This is a genomic window from Paenibacillus sp. MER 99-2 (genome assembly GCF_023714095.1).
GTDB lineage: Bacteria > Bacillota > Bacilli > Paenibacillales > Paenibacillaceae > Paenibacillus.
Map to the genome: position 1 here is coordinate 88,866 of NZ_JAMAUZ010000010.1, position 19,624 is coordinate 108,489.

The 19,624-nt window shown below is 46.1% G+C and carries 16 protein-coding genes and 1 riboswitch; of the genes, 12 read left to right on the top strand and 4 right to left on the bottom strand.

What is annotated here, in order from left to right:
* Positions 1-40 precede the first annotated feature (40 nt).
* The 5 genes from M3636_RS26020 to M3636_RS26040 all read left to right on the top strand — a co-directional run bounded on the left by M3636_RS26020 (position 41) and on the right by M3636_RS26040 (position 4,774).
* Positions 41-2,827: a glycoside hydrolase family 3 C-terminal domain-containing protein gene (locus tag M3636_RS26020; protein WP_251384461.1), complete on the top strand. Its 2,787-nt coding sequence runs from the start codon at positions 41-43 to the stop codon at positions 2,825-2,827.
* Between the two features lie 20 nt (positions 2,828-2,847).
* On the top strand, positions 2,848-3,042 hold the full coding sequence (locus tag M3636_RS26025; protein WP_128099879.1) for a hypothetical protein: 195 nt from the start codon (positions 2,848-2,850) through the stop codon (positions 3,040-3,042).
* Between the two features lie 194 nt (positions 3,043-3,236).
* Positions 3,237-3,464 carry a helix-turn-helix domain-containing protein gene (locus tag M3636_RS26030; protein WP_145409804.1) on the top strand — a complete coding sequence of 76 codons (228 nt, stop codon included), beginning with the start codon at positions 3,237-3,239 and terminating at the stop codon, positions 3,462-3,464.
* Between the two features lie 109 nt (positions 3,465-3,573).
* The gene (locus M3636_RS26035; protein ID WP_128099881.1) at positions 3,574-4,137 is read left to right on the top strand and encodes a hypothetical protein; all 564 of its coding nucleotides are present in this window, start codon (positions 3,574-3,576) and stop codon (positions 4,135-4,137) included.
* A 208-nt stretch (positions 4,138-4,345) separates the two neighbouring features.
* A complete protein-coding gene (locus tag M3636_RS26040; protein WP_251384462.1) occupies positions 4,346-4,774 on the top strand; it encodes a VOC family protein in 429 nt (142 codons plus the stop codon).
* A 119-nt stretch (positions 4,775-4,893) separates the two neighbouring features.
* On the opposite strand, the gene M3636_RS26045 is transcribed toward M3636_RS26040, so the two are convergent.
* On the bottom strand, positions 4,894-5,772 hold the full coding sequence (locus M3636_RS26045) for a hypothetical protein (protein WP_251384463.1): 879 nt from the start codon (positions 5,770-5,772) through the stop codon (positions 4,894-4,896).
* Between the two features lie 231 nt (positions 5,773-6,003).
* On the opposite strand from M3636_RS26045, the gene ytxJ reads away from it, so the two are divergent.
* On the top strand, positions 6,004-6,543 hold the full coding sequence (gene ytxJ, locus M3636_RS26050) for a bacillithiol system redox-active protein YtxJ (protein WP_251384464.1): 540 nt from the start codon (positions 6,004-6,006) through the stop codon (positions 6,541-6,543).
* A gap of 133 nt (positions 6,544-6,676) precedes the next feature.
* Here the strand turns inward: ytxJ and melA are convergent, their stop codons facing one another.
* Positions 6,677-7,978 (bottom strand): alpha-glucosidase/alpha-galactosidase, encoded by a 1,302-nt coding sequence (gene melA, locus M3636_RS26055; protein ID WP_251384465.1) that lies wholly within the window; start codon positions 7,976-7,978, stop codon positions 6,677-6,679.
* Positions 7,979-8,171: 193 nt separating this feature from the next.
* Here melA and M3636_RS26060 point away from each other — a divergent pair, with 193 nt between their 5' ends.
* From M3636_RS26060 to M3636_RS26085, 6 genes are all read left to right on the top strand, one after another.
* Positions 8,172-9,014 (top strand): AraC family transcriptional regulator, encoded by an 843-nt coding sequence (locus M3636_RS26060; protein ID WP_251384466.1) that lies wholly within the window; start codon positions 8,172-8,174, stop codon positions 9,012-9,014.
* A gap of 74 nt (positions 9,015-9,088) precedes the next feature.
* A riboswitch (cobalamin riboswitch) is annotated at positions 9,089-9,279 on the top strand.
* 175 nt (positions 9,280-9,454) lie between these two features.
* Positions 9,455-10,393, top strand: coding sequence for a nickel ABC transporter permease (gene nikB, locus M3636_RS26065; RefSeq protein WP_145409842.1), 939 nt, complete (start codon positions 9,455-9,457; stop codon positions 10,391-10,393).
* On the top strand, positions 10,394-11,227 hold the full coding sequence (gene nikC, locus M3636_RS26070; RefSeq protein ID WP_251384467.1) for a nickel transporter permease: 834 nt from the start codon (positions 10,394-10,396) through the stop codon (positions 11,225-11,227).
* Positions 11,228-11,240: 13 nt separating this feature from the next.
* Positions 11,241-12,842, top strand: a complete 1,602-nt coding sequence (locus M3636_RS26075; protein WP_251384468.1) for an ABC transporter substrate-binding protein — start codon at positions 11,241-11,243, stop codon at positions 12,840-12,842.
* Positions 12,842-13,633: an ABC transporter ATP-binding protein gene (locus tag M3636_RS26080; protein WP_251384469.1), complete on the top strand. Its 792-nt coding sequence runs from the start codon at positions 12,842-12,844 to the stop codon at positions 13,631-13,633. The genes M3636_RS26075 and M3636_RS26080 overlap by 1 nt, the downstream gene beginning before the upstream one ends.
* A 2-nt stretch (positions 13,634-13,635) precedes the next feature.
* Positions 13,636-14,466, top strand: a complete 831-nt coding sequence (locus M3636_RS26085) for an ABC transporter ATP-binding protein (protein ID WP_128099889.1) — start codon at positions 13,636-13,638, stop codon at positions 14,464-14,466.
* A 281-nt stretch (positions 14,467-14,747) separates the two neighbouring features.
* Here M3636_RS26085 and M3636_RS26090 read toward each other — a convergent pair whose 3' ends face one another.
* Positions 14,748-18,125, bottom strand: a complete 3,378-nt coding sequence (locus M3636_RS26090; RefSeq protein WP_285859229.1) for a DUF5704 domain-containing protein — start codon at positions 18,123-18,125, stop codon at positions 14,748-14,750.
* 17 nt (positions 18,126-18,142) lie between these two features.
* A complete protein-coding gene (locus M3636_RS26100; protein WP_251384470.1) occupies positions 18,143-19,417 on the bottom strand; it encodes an S-layer homology domain-containing protein in 1,275 nt (424 codons plus the stop codon).
* Between the last annotated feature and the right edge of the window lie 207 nt (positions 19,418-19,624).

Genomic DNA, 19,624 nt, shown 5'->3' on the forward strand with positions numbered 1-19,624 from the left:
ATCCAAGTGAAACTACTCAGACACACAGGAGGGAAACCATTTGAGCACTAATTTAATCGGCGTTCCATTGGAAGGGTTTGCAGACTTTAGTCGCACAGTTGCGGCAGAAGGTGCTGTATTGTTAAGAAACAAAGGGAATATTCTTCCGATTGAGCATAACGAAAACGTTTCAGTTTTTGGTCGAATTCAGGTTAATTACTATCGCAGCGGTACAGGATCAGGCGGAAGCGTACATGTAGCATATACAACGAATCTGTTAGATGGGTTACGCAGCAAAACCAATTTAACCGTCAATGAGGAACTCGCTTCGGTATATGAGAAGTGGATTGAAGCCAATCCATTCGATGATGGCGGCAAAGTATGGGCGGCAGAGCCATGGAATCAGAAGGAAATGCCTCTGACGGATGAATTGGTCGCACAGGCGAGAAGCAAATCTACCAAGGCCATTGTCGTCATCGGACGAACAGCAGGTGAAGATCAGGATAACGCAGACGCACCTGGAAGCTATCAGTTGACAGAAGATGAGCGAGCAATGCTGAAGCAGGTGACGAATCATTTTGATCAGACGATCGTAGTGCTAAACGTTTCCAACATCATTGATATGAGCTGGCTAGATGACGAAAGCTATGTGCATCCCATTCAATCGGTCATTTACTCATGGCACGGGGGCATGGAAGGTGGTAATGCGATTGCTGACGTATTGGCAGGAGACGTTACGCCAAGTGGTAAATTAACCGATACGATTGCGTATTCCATTAATGATTATCCTTCAACGAGCAACTACGGGAATGAGTTCAAGAACCTGTATCAAGAGGATATCTACGTAGGCTATCGTTATTTCGAAACGTTTCGACCTGAAAAAGTTCAATTTGAATTCGGTTATGGACTATCGTACACCACGTTTGCAACCGAATTTGAAGAGGCCAAAAGTATCTCCAAAGAAGGAGAATCCTTCATTGAGGTGAATGTAAACGTAACCAATACAGGAAATACGTATGCAGGCAAAGAAGTTATTCAGGTGTACTACGAAGCGCCGCAAGGTAAGCTAGGCCAACCTCTAAAATCATTAGCTGCATTTGGGAAAACCAAACTGCTTCAGCCTGGAGCATCGGAGCGTCTGAAGATCAGTTTCCCGGTTCATACCATGGCATCTTACGATGATGAGGGTGTAACAGGTCACGCATCTGCGTATGTATTAGAAGAAGGCACGTATCGCCTGCATGTAGGGACAAGTGTCAAACAAGTCGAACACATTCTTGTCGACGGTCAAGATGGCTATGTGGTCGAGGCGCTTCAGGTTGTGGAGCAGCTTCAAGAAGTTATGGCGCCGACAGAAGACTTTACACGTATGAAGCCAGGTGCACGCAAGGAAGACGGCTCATATGAACTGGTGTACACTGCGGTACCGAATCGCCAAGTTTCTATAGCTGAGCGGATCAAGCAAAATCTGCCGCAAGCTTTGGAGCAAACAGGCAATCAAGGTCACAAGCTGAGAGATGTCAAGGATGGCAAAGTGAGTCTGGAAGCTTTTATTGCACAGTTAAGTGATCAAGATCTGGCTGCCATTATTAGAGGTGAAGGAATGAGTAGTCCACTCGTGACCTCCGGTACGGCATCTGCATTTGGTGGAGTTAGCGACAGTTTGTTCAATTATGGCATTCCAGTGGCGTGTACGGCAGACGGCCCATCCGGTATTCGCATGGATAGTGGAGAGAAGGCAACGCAGGTTTCCATCGGAACGCTGTTAGCAGCGACATGGAATACAGAGCTAGTCGAAGAACTGTATGTGTTGGAAGGGCAGGAACTCTTGAGAAATCAAGTGGACACCTTGCTGGGACCTGGACTAAATATCCGCCGCAGTCCGCTGAATGGACGTAACTTTGAATATTTCTCAGAAGATCCGCTGATCTCGGGTGTATTTGCTGCGGCATGTACGAAAGGCATCATGAAGGGCGGCTCTAACGCCACGTTGAAGCACTTTGCATGTAATAACCAAGAGAAACACCGGAGTAAAGTTGACGCGGTTGTATCTGAACGTGCGCTCCGCGAGATTTATCTGAAAGGCTTCGAGATCGCTGTGAAGCAAGGCGGCGCGAATTCAATCATGACTTCCTACAACCCGATTAACGGTCACTGGGCCGCTTCCAATTATGATCTGAATACAACCGTTCTTCGCGGAGAATGGGGCTTCCAGGGAATTGTAATGACCGACTGGTGGGCGATTATGAATGATGTCGTTGAAGGTGGAGAAGCTGACCGGAAATACACGAACTGGATGATCCGCGCTCAGAATGACCTATACATGGTTGTTCCTAACTATGGGGCAGAGATTAACGGCTGGGATGACAACACCATTGAATCTTTGGAAAATGGAACCTTAACTCGTGGTGAGCTGCAGCGTTCTGCTATGAACATCTGTACGTTCATTATGAATGCGCCAGTCTTCTCCCGCAAACATGAGATTTTGGAGACCATTGCTTCATTCCAAGCGAATGAATCTCTTTCAACCCAACAGGCTCAAGCGCTCGCTGAGAATACACAAGTGAAACCTGCTGTGAACGAACCTGTATATATGAAGGTAGACCAAGCAGGACAATATCGAATCATCGTACAGATCATGTCTCCAGAGCCTGAGCTTGCTCAAAGTGCTTGTAATGTGCTGTTGAACGACCAATTGATGACAACGATCCAAACGAATGGTACGGAAGGAAAATGGATCAGACAGAAGCTTGTCAAAGTAGATCTTGCAGCAGGCGTGTATGAATTGAAGTTAGACTTCACTAAACCAGGCTTGCAGATCGACTGGATCGAGTTTAAACCACTGTAAGGTCAGGAGTGTTGCAAGGAATGAGAAGGTACAATTTTTGGAGTCCACTACTGCTGATTGCGGTGGCGCTGATTACGAGAAGCCTGGTCACAAACCTAGGCTTAGTGTTCGGTATGTCGCATGAAGCAGCGAGTAACATTGCCATTATTGCCATGATCATTGCCGCACTGATCATGTTTAATCGCTTGACCAAGGCTCGTCGTAATCGTAAATAAGCTTGTAGCTTTAACGAACAGGAGCATCAGTAGAAGGCACCCGAGAGGGTGTCTTTTCTACATTGTTGTTTAAGGAGGTTTGGATGGTTATACAGGTTATGGCGATGATGAAGTGACGGATATCACAAATGTGCTATAATTGAACTATTCAGCCTGGAAAAGTACTGGCTATGGATGGGAGAGGTAACTGATCTATGCAGGTATTTGAAGACTGGAACCAGAAAGTGAAAAAAACGTTTAATGCAACGAATCCAACGGCTGTACTTACAGTTGCCGAAGCGGGCAGCGCATTAGGTTTATCGAAAGACCAGATGAAGCTGTATGTGGATAAAAATAAATTGACCAAGGTTCCGATTATGAGGAGTGTACACAGATACCTCTTATTGAAGAGCGAGATCGATGCTATCGTTAATAAACGTTAATTGCATAAGAGTATGACATCAGCCATTTAACCGATTTGTATTTCGGAAAGTGGTTATTTTTTTATGATTAGCTTATTGTGCCTAGACCTTGTACAGAGAGGAGATTAGCATGAATACCTTATCAGGCTGGTTATATAATCGGGTGAATTGGAAGTGGATTGTGTCTGCAATTGTGCTGTTTGCCTGCTTTATCGTATTTATTTTGCCTTGGCAGGCTGCGGAGTCCAAAGAGGCCACCGGAGGAGGAGAATCTCCGGATTCGTCCTTCTGGTATACTGCGGATGATCTTTATCAAATGGCAGAAAGCTATGGGGAGACTGGACGCAGTGCCTATATCTATGCCAGGTTTACATTTGATCTTATCTGGCCGTTAGCGTATCTCTTTTTATTGGTAGTCCTGATATCGGCACTCTACCGGGTGCTCCCTGCTAGGAGTCACTGGCGTAAACTAAATCTGCTTCCACTGGGTGGTTGGGCTTGTGATATGTTAGAAAATATAGGAGCTTCGATCACAATGTATCGTTATCCCCTCCCCACACCTGTCATTGCCGAGCTAACCCCGGTATTTACGCTCGTTAAGTGGTGCCTGATCTATGCTTGTTTTGCCGCACTCGTACCAGGGGTCGTTCTTACGATTATCCATTACGTCCGCCTCCGGCTGAATAAGAGATAAAGTCGTGATTAAAGGATAACATCGAGAAAGGATAAAATCAGTATGATAGGACAATCCTACCTCAGGTAGCTGTTGTTCAATACGGAGGATGGCGAAAGAACTGATGGAGCTAGATCTCTGCTTGCCAAAGGGACAAACTGTCATTTATACTCTTGGCGCAAGGTCTTAGCATGACACGAATATATGAGTCCAAGGAGATGAATAATGCATGGCAATCAGCTTGAATGTGTATCTAGTAACGGATGGTAATGGTCGTGAGGCAGTGGAGTTCTATAAAGAGGTGTTTAATGCAGAGGTACTAGCAATCCAGACGTTTGGTGAAGGGCCGTCTAGCCCGGATCATCCGATTCCACCTGAAGCCAAAGACCGTATTATGCATGCCTCCTTGCAGATTGGTGGCTCTGTATTGATGCTATCTGATACGTTCCCGGGCATGGAGCACACCATTGGCAACCATATTACCGTTACAGTGAACACAGACACGGCCGATGAGGCAACAAGCATTTTCAACAAGTTGGAAGTTGGCGGAGAAGTGAAAATGCCGATTCAAGAGACCTTTTGGAGTCCAGCTTACGGTTCGGTGACCGATAAGTATGGTGTTCAGTTCCAAATTAGCTGTACGCCGAACAACGCGTAATCTTATAGCCTTATAAATTTAGAAAACCTCATGGACATCAGCAAGATCGTCCTGAGGTTTTTTGGTTTTGTTTCAACAGAATACGGTACCGTACAATCAGCAAAGCGGTCTGTAATGGGTTAGCCTTCTTTTTGAATCTTAGATGGGTTGTTGATTTTGTAAGGGACCGGATTGCGAGTGAGCTTCTTCTTAATGATTTTGGCTTCAAAAGAAAGAATGTCCCCCACTTCAAGCTTCTGCTTCTTCATTGTGGCACTGTGGCTAGACCAGGCTTCGCCAATCTCAATCAGTTCAGGCTCAGTAATCGCCACTGCTTCATAAATAATAACTTCATCATCATTATCCGAGAAGTGATTCGGAACAGTCGTGAATTCTTTAACCACAGCAGACATCTTCACTTTGCCGTCTGGCAGATCAATCTTAATCGCCTTTGATTTACTTGCGGTTTTTGCTTTGGGTTTGGCTTCCGCAGTAGCACTGTTTTGGGGGCCAACATACTCCTCGACCAATCCATCCGGATCACCAACAAGACCCGAAACGCGGTGATTATCATCATCGATGTAGTCCATATGATCAGGGTACTCGGAAGGAATCGTTACCGTTGATGGTGCAGATGCTTCCACATTCGGTTCATCTTGAGCGCTAGGCTCGTCCTCTGATGTCGCCGTAGATGTCGTTGTTGTGGTCGATTCGCTCACCTTGCCCGTCCCTGCTCCTGCCAAACCTCTAGCACTGTAGCTGGACGCCTGCATTTCCTTCAAATACGAAGGGTGGATGCAGTGCTTCTGATCGTTATCCAGTTGAATAACCGCAGCCATATGATCGACATAACCCAGGATGGTGCAGGGAAGATTGAGCCCGTTTCCTTTATAATAAAACGTTTTGAGCTTGGTAGCTTTCCCCGAAAGCAATCCCCACTCCTGACATTTTTCAATGAGTTCCTCTTCGTTTTCGAGCGCTGTATACTGTTGTGGTTCAATTATAAAAGCATATGTCATAACGCATTTCCGCCTTTCTCTGTTTCTCTATGTTCATCGTTTCCAAATTACAATCAGTGTATCACAAAAGTACACCGCGACATAAACTTATCCGAGCGTTTGCAACGAGTGTCTATGGTATAATTTCTCTGAGATAGACACGTTAAACGTGTGTATACAATTAGCAAGCCGTGTACCCAGGTATACCTTGTGTGCCGTACATATACCCAACTTCTGCGGGAGGTAACTTCGATGAATCTAAAAGTAAATCATCAACTTCTATGGCCTTTAGTAGGCATCGCCATTGGGACGAGTATCGGTATTGCTACGAACCAGACAGCTTTAGGTGTTGCATTCGGGATCACCCTTGGCATATTAATCGGATCTGTTGTTAGCAAAAGAATCCGTTCTGATTCGGATGAAATGCTCCGTGAACATGTGAGTGAATTGATTAAACCAAGAGACTGGCATGAAGCACTCCAGCACTCGGAAGATCATCCTGTACTTATTCTTAAACATAGCACGACCTGCCCGACTAGCGCCCGCGCCTACCGAGAATTTATGGCCTTTGTAGGCTCCAACGCATCCGAGTCTGGACAGCGCATGGACTACCATATCGTCAAAGTGATCGAAAGTCGTGCGCTTTCTCGCCACATTGCAGAAGAGACAGCGGTTATCCATCAATCACCACAGGTGCTGTTACTTGAACAGGGGCGTGTCATCCAACATACGTCACACGGTAAAATCACGAAAAAGAGATTAACTCAGTGGGCCCAAGATCCGTTTAGTTAATAAAGAATGATTAGCCCAGCAAGGTAGCGAACCATCAGCTGTGATTTGGAGGTGTGACTTCCAAACAAGCTATCCCAATCTAAAATGAAACGCCGTTCCCTCTTCACGAGGAGAACGGCGTTTCTTTTATGAATTATGATGTGAATTTTGGCAACCAGTCACCGTGAGCTTCGATCAATTCATCACACATGGCAACGATGTCGTCGATGGACAATTCAGCAGCGGTATGTGGATCAAGCATTGCGGCATGATAGATATGATCCTTTTTACCTGTGATTGCAGCTTCAATCGTTAGCAGTTGAGTGTTGATATTGGTACGATTCAGTGCTGCCAGCTGTGGTGGCAGATCGCCGATGTACGTTGGGCTGATGCCAGATCCGTCGACGAGACAAGGCACCTCTACACATGCTTCACGAGGCAGGTTCGTGATCAGCCCGTTATTCATGACATTACCGCCGATTTTGTACGGACGGTTCGTCTCCATAGCCTCCATAATATGCGAGGCGTACTCCCGACTACGGGTGTGCTCGATGTTTTCACTGGCAAACAGCTTCTCGCGCATTTCCTTCCAGCCTTCAATCTGGTTCACGCAGCGACGTGGATATTCATCCAGCGGAATGTTGAACCGTTCGATCAGTTCAGGATAGTTACGTTTGATAAAGTAAGGGTGGTACTCAGCGTTATGCTCGGAGGATTCCGTTACATAGTAGCCAAAACGTTGCATCAGCTCAAAACGAACCATGTCATCATGCTGTTCCTTCTGTTTTTCCTTCGCTAGACGTTTAATCTCTGGATAGAGATCCTGTCCATCACGTGTTACCTCAAGCAACCATGCCATATGGTTGATACCCGCAATCTTAGCAACCACACCAGTCTGATCAATCCCCAGAGCATCAAACAGATGAGGCACACATACCTGCACACTATGACACAGTCCTACCGTTTTGATGCCGCCATGCACGTTCATGACATTGGTGAGCACGGCCATCGGATTCGTGTAGTTCAAGAACCAAGCATCTGGGCACACTTCCTGCATATCCCGTGCAAAATCGAGCATTACTGGAATGGTACGCAGGTTACGGAAAATCCCCCCAATGCCAAGCGTGTCAGCAATTGTCTGGCGCAGCCCATATTTCTTCGGAATTTCAAAATCGGTAATGGTACATGGATCATATCCGCCCACTTGAATTGCATTAATGACATATTTCGCTCCGCGAAGAGCTTCTTTGCGATCCGTATATACTTTCACGCTACAGCGACTTCCCAGAGAACGTGCCATGCTGGTTAACAAACGCTCCGAATCGCTCAGGCGCTCGGCATCAATATCATACAAAGCCAGCTCAAAATCTTGCAGTGCTTCGGTCATCATAACGTCACCTAGTACATTTTTGACAAAGACGGTGCTTCCCGCACCGAGGAATGTAATTTTGCTCATCTAAAGTTCAGCCTCCCTGAATTTGTTGTACCTTCACTATAGGCTCATTGGAGGCGGATAACTATGGTGCAACCTATCTTAAATATGTCATAATCCCATTTTTGGTGTCGCTTACAGAGATAATATGACCCATTTACCTGTTATAATATTAACAACAATCATTGATGCGTATTGAGGGAAGGAAGTGCGTGAGATGAGTCGAATTGAAATGAATGTGGTTTCTTTAGACTGGACACAGATGGAGCTGGTGCTGCTATTTTTCGGATGGGAGGACTGTGAGCCATCTCATTATTGGGGACCAGGTGTCCGCGACTCCTACATTATTCATTACATTCATGAAGGGCGAGGCACGGTGCAGATGGAGAACCGGGAATACCATCTCTCACCAGGACAGGGATTTGTCATTGTCCCGGATACGATTATCCACTATGAGGCAGATGCAAGTGATCCGTGGACGTATTCTTGGTTTGGATTCAGAGGTGTGCATGCCAAAACATTTATGCAGCGAGCCTATCTAAGTCCGGAACACCCTGTGTTTGAAGCTCAAGACCCCATATGGTTTGATCAGTTGTATACTGACATGGTTCAGGCCTCGTCACGGCAAGGCGGCGATATATTTAGCCAAAGCCTGTTATATCGGTTAATTGCGGAGCTGATTGCTTCTTCTCCCAAGACGGAAGAAAAGACGGATCGTCCTGTGTCCACCAAGGAAGAATATATTCGTCAGGCTCTACAATATATGGAGAACCGGTACAGTCAGAAAACCTCGATCCTAGATATCGCGCAATCTGTTGGGCTGGATCGTACTTATCTCTCCGGGCTTTTCAAGGAGCGGTATGGCAAGTCACTTCAGGCGTTCTTCCTTGAATATCGGATCAACCGCGCAGCTGAGCTACTGCAAAATCCTGTATTATCTATTAGTGAGGTAGCCCATTCAGTGGGTTACACCGATCCGCTGTTATTTTCTAAGATGTTCAAACGGGTAACAGGAGTATCTCCCAAAGCATCTAGATTACAGCCTAATCTAACCATATAGATGGATTATTTTAATTTCATGTAATAAAAGTTTTGAACATTATCAGTCTGCCAGCTATACTTGTACAGAAACCAATTGAATATGTGGAATTAGGTGCTTTATCGATTCGGATAAAAGCTTAATAGGGAAGTCCGGTGTAATACCGGCGCGGTCCCGCCACTGTAACAGAGGAGTCATACAGCGTATTGCCACTGGTGTAAGCCGGGAAGGTGCTGTCTGACGATGATTCTGGAGCCAGGAGACCTGCCTAATTTAACGACACGTTAGTAACCTACGGGAGATAGGAAGGTGTTTAGAGAAGCATGATTTTTTCTGAAAATCTGTCTATTTAAGGCGTCCTTAACCGGTAACACGGAGAAGGGCGCTTTTTTGGTAGAACGGGATAGATTGTACCTTCCATTGCAGAGCGATGGAGCTTGGGAGAGAGGACGTCTGAACGCGTGAGCAGATACATCATTAAAAGATTAGTTCAACTGGTAGCTGTATTGTTCGGCATTACCTTTCTGACTTTTCTGTTAACCTACTTGTCACCAGGAGACCCAGCAAGGCTGATGCTGATGTCCACGGGGATCACGCCAACCGACGAATTGGTCATGCAGGTACGCACTCAACTTGGGCTAGACCAGCCATTTTGGATGCGTTATGGAACCTGGCTGGGGCAGGTACTGCAAGGGGATTTCGGCACCTCTTATAAGTATGATCGTCCTGTAGTGGACATATTGTTGTCTCGTCTACCAGCAACACTACGGCTAACAGGCAGCGCTATGCTTATCGTCATTATGATCTCTTTTCCGCTCGGAATTCTTTCGGCAATCTATCGGAATAAATGGCTGGATTATGCAATTCGTTTATTCTCTTTTGCTGGGCTTTCCATGCCAAGCTTCTGGTTGGGAATGTTACTCATGCTCCTATTTGGCGTTCAACTGAAGCTGCTGCCAGTGATGGGGAGTACGGGATGGAATAGTCTGATCCTGCCTACCTGTACGCTGGCGGTTCCGCTGATTGCACAGTACAGCAGGCAGATTCGAGCGGTTATGCTGGATGAAATGTCCCAGGACTATGTGAGCGGAGCGAGATCCAGAGGTGTGAAGGAGAGACAGGTCATTATGCATCACATTTTGCCAAATGCACTACTACCGATTGTGACCTTGATGGGCATGTCTACCGGGACATTATTGGGCGGTGCAGCCATTGTAGAGAGTCTGTTTGTGTGGCCAGGTGTAGGTCAGATGGCCGTAGACGCCATTTTTACACGGGATTATCCGTTGATTCAGGGGTACGTCATGTGGATGGCGACGATATACGTCACGCTGAATCTGCTTGTTGATCTATGGACGCATCTGCGGGATCCTCGGATTCGACTGGAAGTGGATGTGTAGATGAGCGAAATGAAGCAGATATTCAAACAAAATCGTTGGTTTACGTTGATCCTATCTTTAACCGGATGCTGGATAATTCTAGCGATGATCGCACCAATCTTGGCACCCCATGATCCGCTGACAACGAACTTTGCCCATGTGCTGCAACCACCTAGCACGGAATATCCCTTGGGTACAGACCAGCTTGGGCGCTGTATTCTGTCACGTCTTCTGTATGGGGCGCGCACATCATTACTTCTCACCTTTATGATGACGGGTATTGTCTTTGTACTCGGTGTAACGATTGGCATGATATCGGGATTCGCTCGTGGTGTGACAGACACCATATTAATGCGTTTAACAGATACGCTCATGGCTTTTCCAGGGTTAATCTTCGCTATTGCTGTAGTCGGCATGTTAGGGCCAGGATTATTCAACACGGTGGTAGCTCTGTCTGTGGTGTGGTGGGCGAAGTATGCACGTCTTGCCAGAGGTCTCGTCATTTCATTACAGCAAAAAGAGTATGTAGCCGCCGCCGCCTTCGGCGGTGCACGGTGGAGTCAGATCATCATCAGAACAATTCTACCCAACATGATCTCACCGCTGATCGTCATGGCGATGATGGATGTGGGCGGAATGATGTTATCGATCTCAGGTCTATCCTTCCTCGGACTTGGTGCACAGCCACCTGAACCGGAATGGGGAGCCATGCTGAATGAAGGCAGAAGGTATCTACAGACTGCACCATGGTTGTTAATTTATCCGGGGCTCGCGATATTTGGCACGGTTATGATCTTTAATTTATTGGGAGATAGCCTTCGAGATGTGCTTGATCCTAAGAAAGAAATCAAATAACGGGGGAACGAAAATGAACTTTATTCGCAGGAAGTCATTTATGCTTATGGCGTTATCGATTGTGATGTTATTTGTGCTTGCAGCATGTGGAAGTGCATCCCAAACAACCGATGGAACGGACAAGTCCGGACAATCGGCGCAATCTGAACAATCGGATCAGAGCCAACCGGGGAAGCCGACCCACTTGAACGTTGCGTTATTTTGGCTTGGTAGCAATCTGGATCCTGCAGAGGAATGGAATGGTTGGACACTTACGCGTGCAGCAATTGGGGAGACACTGGTTCAGTTTGATGAAAATATGAAGCTGGTTCCCAAAATTGCAGATACGTGGGATCGGATTGATGAGAAGACATGGCATTTCCATATTCGTGACGGCGTAACGTTCCACAATGGCAATAAGGTGACAGCAGAGGCTGTGAAGACATCAATTGAACGCTCACTGGAATTAAATGAACGGGGACAGTCCACGTTACCGATTGCTTCCATGACAGCGGAAGGACAAGACCTTACAATCAAGACGACGGAGCCTTACGCATCGCTGCTTGGAAATATTGCCGAACCACTGTTTGTTATCGTGGATACTACTGCGGATACATCCAAGTTTAGCAGTGAGCCTATCGCTACAGGGCCATTTATGGTGACATCCTATACCCCGGATCAAGAGATTCAGGTGAAAAAGTATGATGGATACTGGGGTGGTGCGGCTGATCTAGATACGATGACGTTAAAGTATATCAAGGACGATAGCACGCGTGCACTTGCCTTACAATCCGGTGAGATTGATGTGGCCAGTAACGTCGGTCGCAGTAATCTCGCGTTATTTCAAGATAAGAACCAATACACGATTGATGAGATCCCGAGTTTACGAACACAGTTTGTCTGGTTCAATCTGAAGAATCCTACACTGAGTGATCCTGAAGTGCGCCGTGCCATTTCCTATGGTATTGATCGGGACATGTATGCGAACACTCTTGTGGGAGGTCAGGGAGCCAAAGGGCCGTTTACGTCAGCTCTCCCATTTGGCTATGACCAAATCAGCGGATATAGCTACGAACCAGAGAAGGCTAAACAATTGCTCGATGAAGCGGGCTACAAAGATACAGACGGTGATGGTATTCGGGAAAAGGATGGAGAGAGAATATCACTCCAGTTGATCCTCAACACGGCTTACGAATCGGATTCCATTGTAGCTGCTGCGATGCAGTCCCAATTGAAAGAGATTGGGATTCAGTTGGAGATGACCTCTTATGAAGACCTGACGGATCATCAGAAGAGTGGCAATTTCGATCTCGCCTTAACCAGTATTAATACGGGGATTACAGGAGATCCGCAATATATTCTCGATTTCTACTTCAAGACCGGAGCGGAGTGGAACGTAGGTGGGTATAGCAACAAGAAGCTGGATGGTGTAATTAATCAATTGCATTCGGAATTCGATGTGGAGAAAAGGTATGCTTTAGCGGCAGAGGCGCAACAGATGATTCTGGATGATGCGGCATATCTGTTCGTGACCTATACTCCTATCAATATTGTTAGCAAAAGCACGGTTCAGGGGGCAACGATGTATCCAATCGACTTCTACTTACTGGATCGTAATATCAAGGTTAACCAATAATGAAGCCGCTATTAGATATACGGAATCTTTCGGTGACATATCCGAGCGGATCAGCGGCGCTACGAGATCTGTCTTTTACGATGAAGCCCGGTGAGATCGTGGGCATTGTAGGAGAGAGCGGCAGCGGGAAGTCTACATTACTTCGTGCGATACTTGGTATGTTACCCGATGGAGGGCAATGTACGAGTGGAGAGGTTTTTTTTCAGGGAAGGTCGATATTAAGTTATTCTCCGGCAGAGTGGAGCCAGATTCGGGGCAAACGGATAGCGATTGTATTTCAGGCGAGCGGTTCGTATCTCAATCCGATTCGTAAAGTGGGAAGCCAATATATTGAGGCTATTCGTACCCATTTCAACATATCCAAGAAGACAGCCTACGACATGGCGCTGGACATGTTATCTGGGATGGGACTGCACGATCCACAGCAGATCATGAATGCATATCCCAACCAGCTCAGTGGTGGAATGAAGCAACGAACAGCTATTGCGATGGCGGTAACAATGGAGCCAGAACTACTTCTGACCGATGAACCCACCAGCGCATTGGATGTAACGACCCAGCTGGAAGTGCTGAAGCGACTGCATGAGCTGAGAGATCGAAAAGGAACAGGCATTATTATGGTAACGCATAATATGGCGGTTGCCGCCCATATGGCAGATCAGATCGGTGTAATGCAGCAGGGTGCACTGGTTGAGTATGGAATGGCGGCTAATCTGATTACGAATCCACGGGAAGAGTATACTCGGCAGCTTCTACAAGCTGTACCTGAGCTTGATCTGGGAGGGCAGTGAATATGAGATGTGGCGTAACCCCGATACTGGAGCTGAAGGATCTGTGTAAGACGTATGAGTCGAAGGGGCAAAAGGTAGTGCATGCTCTACACTCGATCAACTTAGATCTCTATCCAGGCGAGTGTCTAGGGATTGTTGGTGAGAGCGGTAGTGGCAAAAGCACCCTTGCCAAATGTGTCACACATCTGGAACGAGTAAGTTCAGGACAGATCAGGTATCATCAGCAGGATATTACCCGATTGAAGGGCGAAGCTCTGAGGCTACAGCGCAAGCAGATCCAGATGGTTTTTCAAGAGCCTTCAGCGATTTTTAACCCACGATTGAAGATTGGAGCCTTTATTAGCGAGCCACTGGTGAACTATGGCCTGTCTAAACGCCGACAGGCTGGCGAAGAAGCGATTCAACTGTTAGAACGCGTAGGGTTGCCAGCATCCGTTGCCAATAAATATCCCCATGAGCTGAGTGGTGGTGAGCAGCAGAGAGTTGTCATCGCCCGTGCCATGGGAGTTCAACCGGATATCATGATCTTTGACGAAGCAACTTCGGCGCTGGATGCTTCCATTCAGCAGCAAATTCTGCAGCTGCTCAGACAGCTTCGTTTGCAGACGAGTATTTCTACGATCTTTATCTCTCATGATCTAGCCGTGGTACAGCAGGTAAGTGACCGGATTGCGGTGATGCATCAAGGTGATGTGGTTGAAGTCGTGGAAAGTTCACAGTTGAATAATTCGGCTAATCATCCCTATACCCGTAGTCTAATGGCCTCAGTGCTGTCGGTAAGAGAGATCAAGGAGCAAATGCAGGTGGACACTCTTCAAGGCATTACGGGATAGAGGGGGATTGCGCTGTTGAGAGTTACGTAAAGTGAGCAAGGGTTGAGCCGATTAGATGAACTTGCGTTTGAACTGATATTGGCGAACTTACATCAGGTTAAAAGAGATAGAAGGCACATGAACAAAAAGAATACAAGAATACATTAACAGAAACACAACAAAAGGGTTACCTTAAAGTCATGTGATGACGTCAGGGTAACCCTTTTGTTATTAACGTAGTTTTTTTTGAATAATACCTGTCGGTTTTTAAACTCAGCTCCTCTTGCTGGTGGTTACCGCATTTAGTGAGGCACTTGGGCTTGGAAGTCATTCCGGCTGGATTGATCAGCGTGGTAAAAGACCACATCTCCATCCTTCACAGGTAACGATCTCCCGCGATCATCCAGTTGGTTCGTATTGAAACCTTCAAGTCGCCACTGATTCATGAGTGGTGCATGGATGTATTGCAGATGTGGTGCATCTGTATTGCCATCGCGTAACGTTTCCAGATTGAAATTAACGACGATATATCCATTTTTCAAAAATACGTCCGCCTTCTCATCAAGTACATTTTGCCTGGCTAGTGGCGTGAGATCCGTTCCCTTTGGCACAGCATACACATCGGCTGGCAAGCTATACTCACCGTACCACCGCTGAATGGCGGCATTGGCTCGGTCTACATTCACACTCGTGGGAATGTTGGTCTTAGGCCCGATAAGTGTACGGATGGAAGCGGGTAGAATCATCCAATCGTAGCGACCTACCCATGTTTTCTGGTGTGAGATCTGGTCGACCAGTTGAACCATGTACTCTGCCAGCGTCGTTTGGTTGCGTTCCTGTGCCGTTAGTTCATAGGTGTAGCGGTAACGTGCTGTATCTCCAAGTTCTGTGCCCGGTACATTGCGAAGTCGTGAGTTCAGCACGACGAAGCGTTTCTCCAAATCCTGCGGCGATCCGATCCGGATAAGACGTTCCTGTCCACGGTGGTAGTAGAGATCCACGGCCTGCCGTGTAGTGCCATCCTTACTCACAAAATCAAAAGTAGGGGTGATACGAACGCCATCGGTTGTGCCGAACATATTACCTTTGGTTTTCAGGTCGAATTTGACATGATAACCTGTTTTCACCGCGATATTCCGAAATCCCTGTACAGGATGACTCCCCGGACGAATAGGCAGAACAAATGGTGCTAAATTACCTCGCGGATCACCATCGATCCCGTTGGTACCTGTCCAGTAGCTGACGCCACTAGCTGCTGAACTTCCCATTTGTTTGCGAAATACATTTTCCCAGTTATAGTCCGAGATATCCGTCACATGAAAATCATACAACCGCCCAATGACTTCCACAGGTACCGTATCTGTAGCCACATGGTGAGCCAGATTGGTGTTTGCATCCGGTTGGGTTGTAAACGTCGAGGGTGCATTTTCCGCAATATTGCGGAATTTCACTTGGTAATGTCCCTCATCGACCCATACGGGGAGGTAGAACTGGGTATCTAATTGGTTCACCGGGATATCTACCCACGTTTCCGCAGGGATAAACTGGCTTCGGTCAGCATTGTAGACATCAAAGGGAAACTGAACCTGTTTGATCCGAAAATACTTAGCATAATCCCGGTTGCCATATCCTGGATAACTGGCTATGTCCAAGTGTTGTCCCGAAGTGGGAATACGTACGATAAAGGGACGCTCTAAGATTAGCGCTGAACTGTTCGGGTCAGGTACCGTTTTCTGGTTGTGCGGCTGATCATCCGACACCCACGCGTAGTTGACGACAGGGGTATGTACCGTGACGGTGTTGATCCCCGGGATAGGTAATGTTTTGTTCGCCCCGCCGTTCACATTACCGGGAAGCAGATCGTAAAAGATCTCACCCGAACTCGTCGTATTTGCTTTGTTCAGCAGTGAACTGCTAATCATGTTATTTGGCTTATAGAGCACATCTCGACCAATCGGTGTTGGATCAGGAATGTTCGTTGGCGTAGGGCCGTCTTTGGTCGCTTCCACGTCGTCCATGACCTTAGTGTTGTTAAATTTGACGAGGTCATTATTGACCTTACTTTGAGGCGTGTTCGACTCGGCCATACCTTTTAACAGTGCAGTATCATCCGGTACATCCGGTGGCGAGTTTAAACCGCCTGTTCGCTTCGGTGGTGTATACGAGATTGCCGCCGTTGGTGCGGGTTTGACATGACTTTCCACCGCTTCATCATTTCTGGACTCGAGTGTTGGCGGTGTGTAGCCCGAAGGCAGCATGGTGACCGAGGTACCTGGAAGAGCATAATTCTCCATCGTTGCTTTTGCGATTTTATAGACTTCCAGCTTGTTGATTTTCCAGTACGAATAATCTCGTGTGATCTGGAAGTTGTAAGGTTTGGTTACGGTATCGCCTGTTTTCACGGGTGGACCAGGAGAACAAGTGCCTTCTGGCGAACAAACCTCTGGCCCGGGTATCGTCCATTCTCGCTCATAGGTGAGTGTGACATTACAATTATACGTTGTCTTACCCGTCATCCGAGCCCAAGATTGGTCAAACAGGTAGTTGTCCGCAAACGCGTTGGTATACAACGATTCGGAGGTCGGAATGCCTTTGAGTACATCAAATCGCTCAGCGTCCCTGTTATCTGCTTTGATTACTCCGCGAGCATTCGGATCGAGGTCACTCTTATTCATCGTTGTCCCCTGTGAAGGTGGCTCGATATTAGGTGTACATGCACCACCACCGCCACCTTGCCCAGGATCTTCCGGCTCACCGGGTGCACTTTCTACACCAATATTTGTCGAGGTAGTTAGCTTAAAGTCATCCTTCTCCCACAACACGGTGATCTTTGTTGTTCCTTTAGATTCTGCCGTAACGAGTCCGGATGAGCTCACTGTTGCTACAGCAGGATTAGAAGACGTCCATGTGATCTTCCCATTTCCAGAATTCACATTCGTTTCAGCGCCAAAGCCACCATCGCCTGTTTTGGTTTTGACTGTTGCGTTTAATTGTTTTTGTTCTTTGATACGGAGTTGCCCACCATTGGTCAGGTTAATTTCTTTAGTGATCTCGGCTAAGGCCTTCCAGTACAGATCTGTGTTGAAAATGTAATCTGCCGACCACTTGGGAGAATTATATTCCCTAGCAGCTGTAGGAAGGATTACTCCGCCTATTTTCATTGTGAATCTAGTATTTAAACCATCAAACGAATCAACAGAAACAAGCTTTGGCATATTTTTATCCATCTCATAGTATTGGAAATCATCCATGTAATGAGGCTTTCGTGATGGGTTTGTCACCTCAGACAAACTATAATCCATCCCATTTTTATCGAAGTAGACAGTTGGTTTATATACCTCTTTGTCCAGACTCAGATTAATACATACAGTAGAGGAGGCTGGGAGATTTTTAGACGGATCGTTAGTTAATAAAGTATTATTACACTCTCCGTCAACACTCCATTTTAAATTGTCGATCTGGTAAATATAAATACCGATATTTGTCTTATTTAAACCCTCCACAGGAATAACCTTTTTCTGTGATTTTGCTGGGGTAACAGGCACCATATATTGAGATTCTATTGCAGGTTTTGTGGTACCTGGTCCGCCACCAGCTTTTACATAAGAAAGTGGTATCACTAGGGTATTGATAATCAGAATAGATAACAAAAATTTCTTGGCGAGAGACTTAGATCTCAACCTCACTCCCCCTCGTGTTATGGCGTATAACTGACACTAAATATCGGCCCCTCTTTAGTTTGTAAGGTTACAGCTCTAGGGGGAGATTGCTTGGAATGTAACAAGCCATCTGCCCAATAAACAGGAGTTTCAATTATAAACACCCTTTTTTCAATGAAATCACTTATTTTCGGAACATCATATGATAAAAATGCTTTGGATTGGGGTGAAAGCAATGGATTAAATGTTGCTGAATTGAGCAATCCTCCTGCTTGAAGTTGACTCATTGAACTGGATTTGATATTTAGTCCAAATTCAACGAAAGAAAAATATCTTCCGCTCTGAAGTCTTACCCCTTCATCAACAAATACTGGGTAATAAATGCTTCGTTCATTATTGCTAACACTGCTATCTACAATGATCCAATTCAAAACTTTCAGGTCAGCATGATTTGTGTCTGTGATGATCTCTTTGTTTCTAATCTTGGAGAAATCGTCAGTCACATCTTCGTATGTTCGATTTCCCAGAGGCACTTTAAATTCAGCTGTTTTTTTGAACACACTTGTTATCACATTCAAGTTCGTTCCCGTCAAACCGACTTGACGCAGTTCATTCAATCCTTTGAAATCAACAGGTTTAGCCTTGGCTACAGTGGCATAACGAGCAATCAATACAGCAACCTCAGCACGAGTGGTTGTGCGATCGGTACCAAACTGTTTGTCACTTCCGACACTCATTAATCCAGTACCCATCGCTACAGCTACAGCGTTTTTGTCTGCAGCAGCCAGATTACCTGTGAAATACTCCTTCGCGGGAACAACGGTATTTTTCACATCATCCAAAGCCTGCTTGTAGTCAGAATCAACCGTAGCTAAACCGTGGGTTAACCAAACAGCCATCTCTCCACGTTTAAGAGATGCTTTAGCATCGAGTGTGCCCTTGTAATTTGCAGGGTTGATGAATCCTTTTTGGATCGCAGTAGAGACGCCGCTTTTCGCCCATTCAGGGATATCTGTAAAGTTATTTGTTGCTGGGTTTGGAGTGTTTGGTTGATCTGACAATCTACTCAGGATACTTGCCATTTCGGCTTTGGTTACAGGTGAGCTGGGTTTAAATGTCCCATCTGTGTATCCCTTCAAATAGCCTTGCTCTACTGCTGAATTAATTGCTGTAGCTGCCCAGTGCGTAGAAGGCACATCTTTAAACTTTAGCGTAGTTTGCGCGGCTTGAACTGAGTTTCCAGCTCCAATTCCGCCAACGATCCCCGTTAACAAAGCTAATGTCGTAATCCCTGAAACAATTATTTTTTTCATAGATGATACTCCTCTCGAATCTACGTTTTTCAATCTGTGGTATGTACTTCTTTCTACCAGATACTAAATTTGACATAATAATCAATATTCTACCATGTGCATTTAGTTCGTTGGTAATGTTTTTCAGAAATATTCATCCAACAGAGGCTTATAATCTCCTTCCTGGAACCTATCCAACCCTAAAAAAACAAAAAAAGGCCACGAATC

Bases quoted from the DNA above. Each gene is read 5' to 3' on its own strand.
- M3636_RS26025 (WP_128099879.1), top strand. From the start codon at position 2,848: ATGAGAAGGTACAATTTTTGGAGTCCACTACTGCTGATTGCGGTGGCG.
- M3636_RS26030 (WP_145409804.1), top strand. From the start codon at position 3,237: ATGCAGGTATTTGAAGACTGGAACCAGAAAGTGAAAAAAACGTTTAAT.
- M3636_RS26035 (WP_128099881.1), top strand. From the start codon at position 3,574: ATGAATACCTTATCAGGCTGGTTATATAATCGGGTGAATTGGAAGTGG.
- M3636_RS26040 (WP_251384462.1), top strand. From the start codon at position 4,346: ATGGCAATCAGCTTGAATGTGTATCTAGTAACGGATGGTAATGGTCGT.
- M3636_RS26045 (WP_251384463.1), bottom strand. From the start codon at position 5,772: ATGACATATGCTTTTATAATTGAACCACAACAGTATACAGCGCTCGAA.
- ytxJ (WP_251384464.1), top strand. From the start codon at position 6,004: ATGAATCTAAAAGTAAATCATCAACTTCTATGGCCTTTAGTAGGCATC.
- melA (WP_251384465.1), bottom strand. From the start codon at position 7,978: ATGAGCAAAATTACATTCCTCGGTGCGGGAAGCACCGTCTTTGTCAAA.
- M3636_RS26060 (WP_251384466.1), top strand. From the start codon at position 8,172: ATGAGTCGAATTGAAATGAATGTGGTTTCTTTAGACTGGACACAGATG.
- nikC (WP_251384467.1), top strand. From the start codon at position 10,394: ATGAGCGAAATGAAGCAGATATTCAAACAAAATCGTTGGTTTACGTTG.
- M3636_RS26075 (WP_251384468.1), top strand. From the start codon at position 11,241: ATGAACTTTATTCGCAGGAAGTCATTTATGCTTATGGCGTTATCGATT.
- M3636_RS26080 (WP_251384469.1), top strand. From the start codon at position 12,842: ATGAAGCCGCTATTAGATATACGGAATCTTTCGGTGACATATCCGAGC.
- M3636_RS26085 (WP_128099889.1), top strand. From the start codon at position 13,636: ATGAGATGTGGCGTAACCCCGATACTGGAGCTGAAGGATCTGTGTAAG.
- M3636_RS26100 (WP_251384470.1), bottom strand. From the start codon at position 19,417: ATGAAAAAAATAATTGTTTCAGGGATTACGACATTAGCTTTGTTAACG.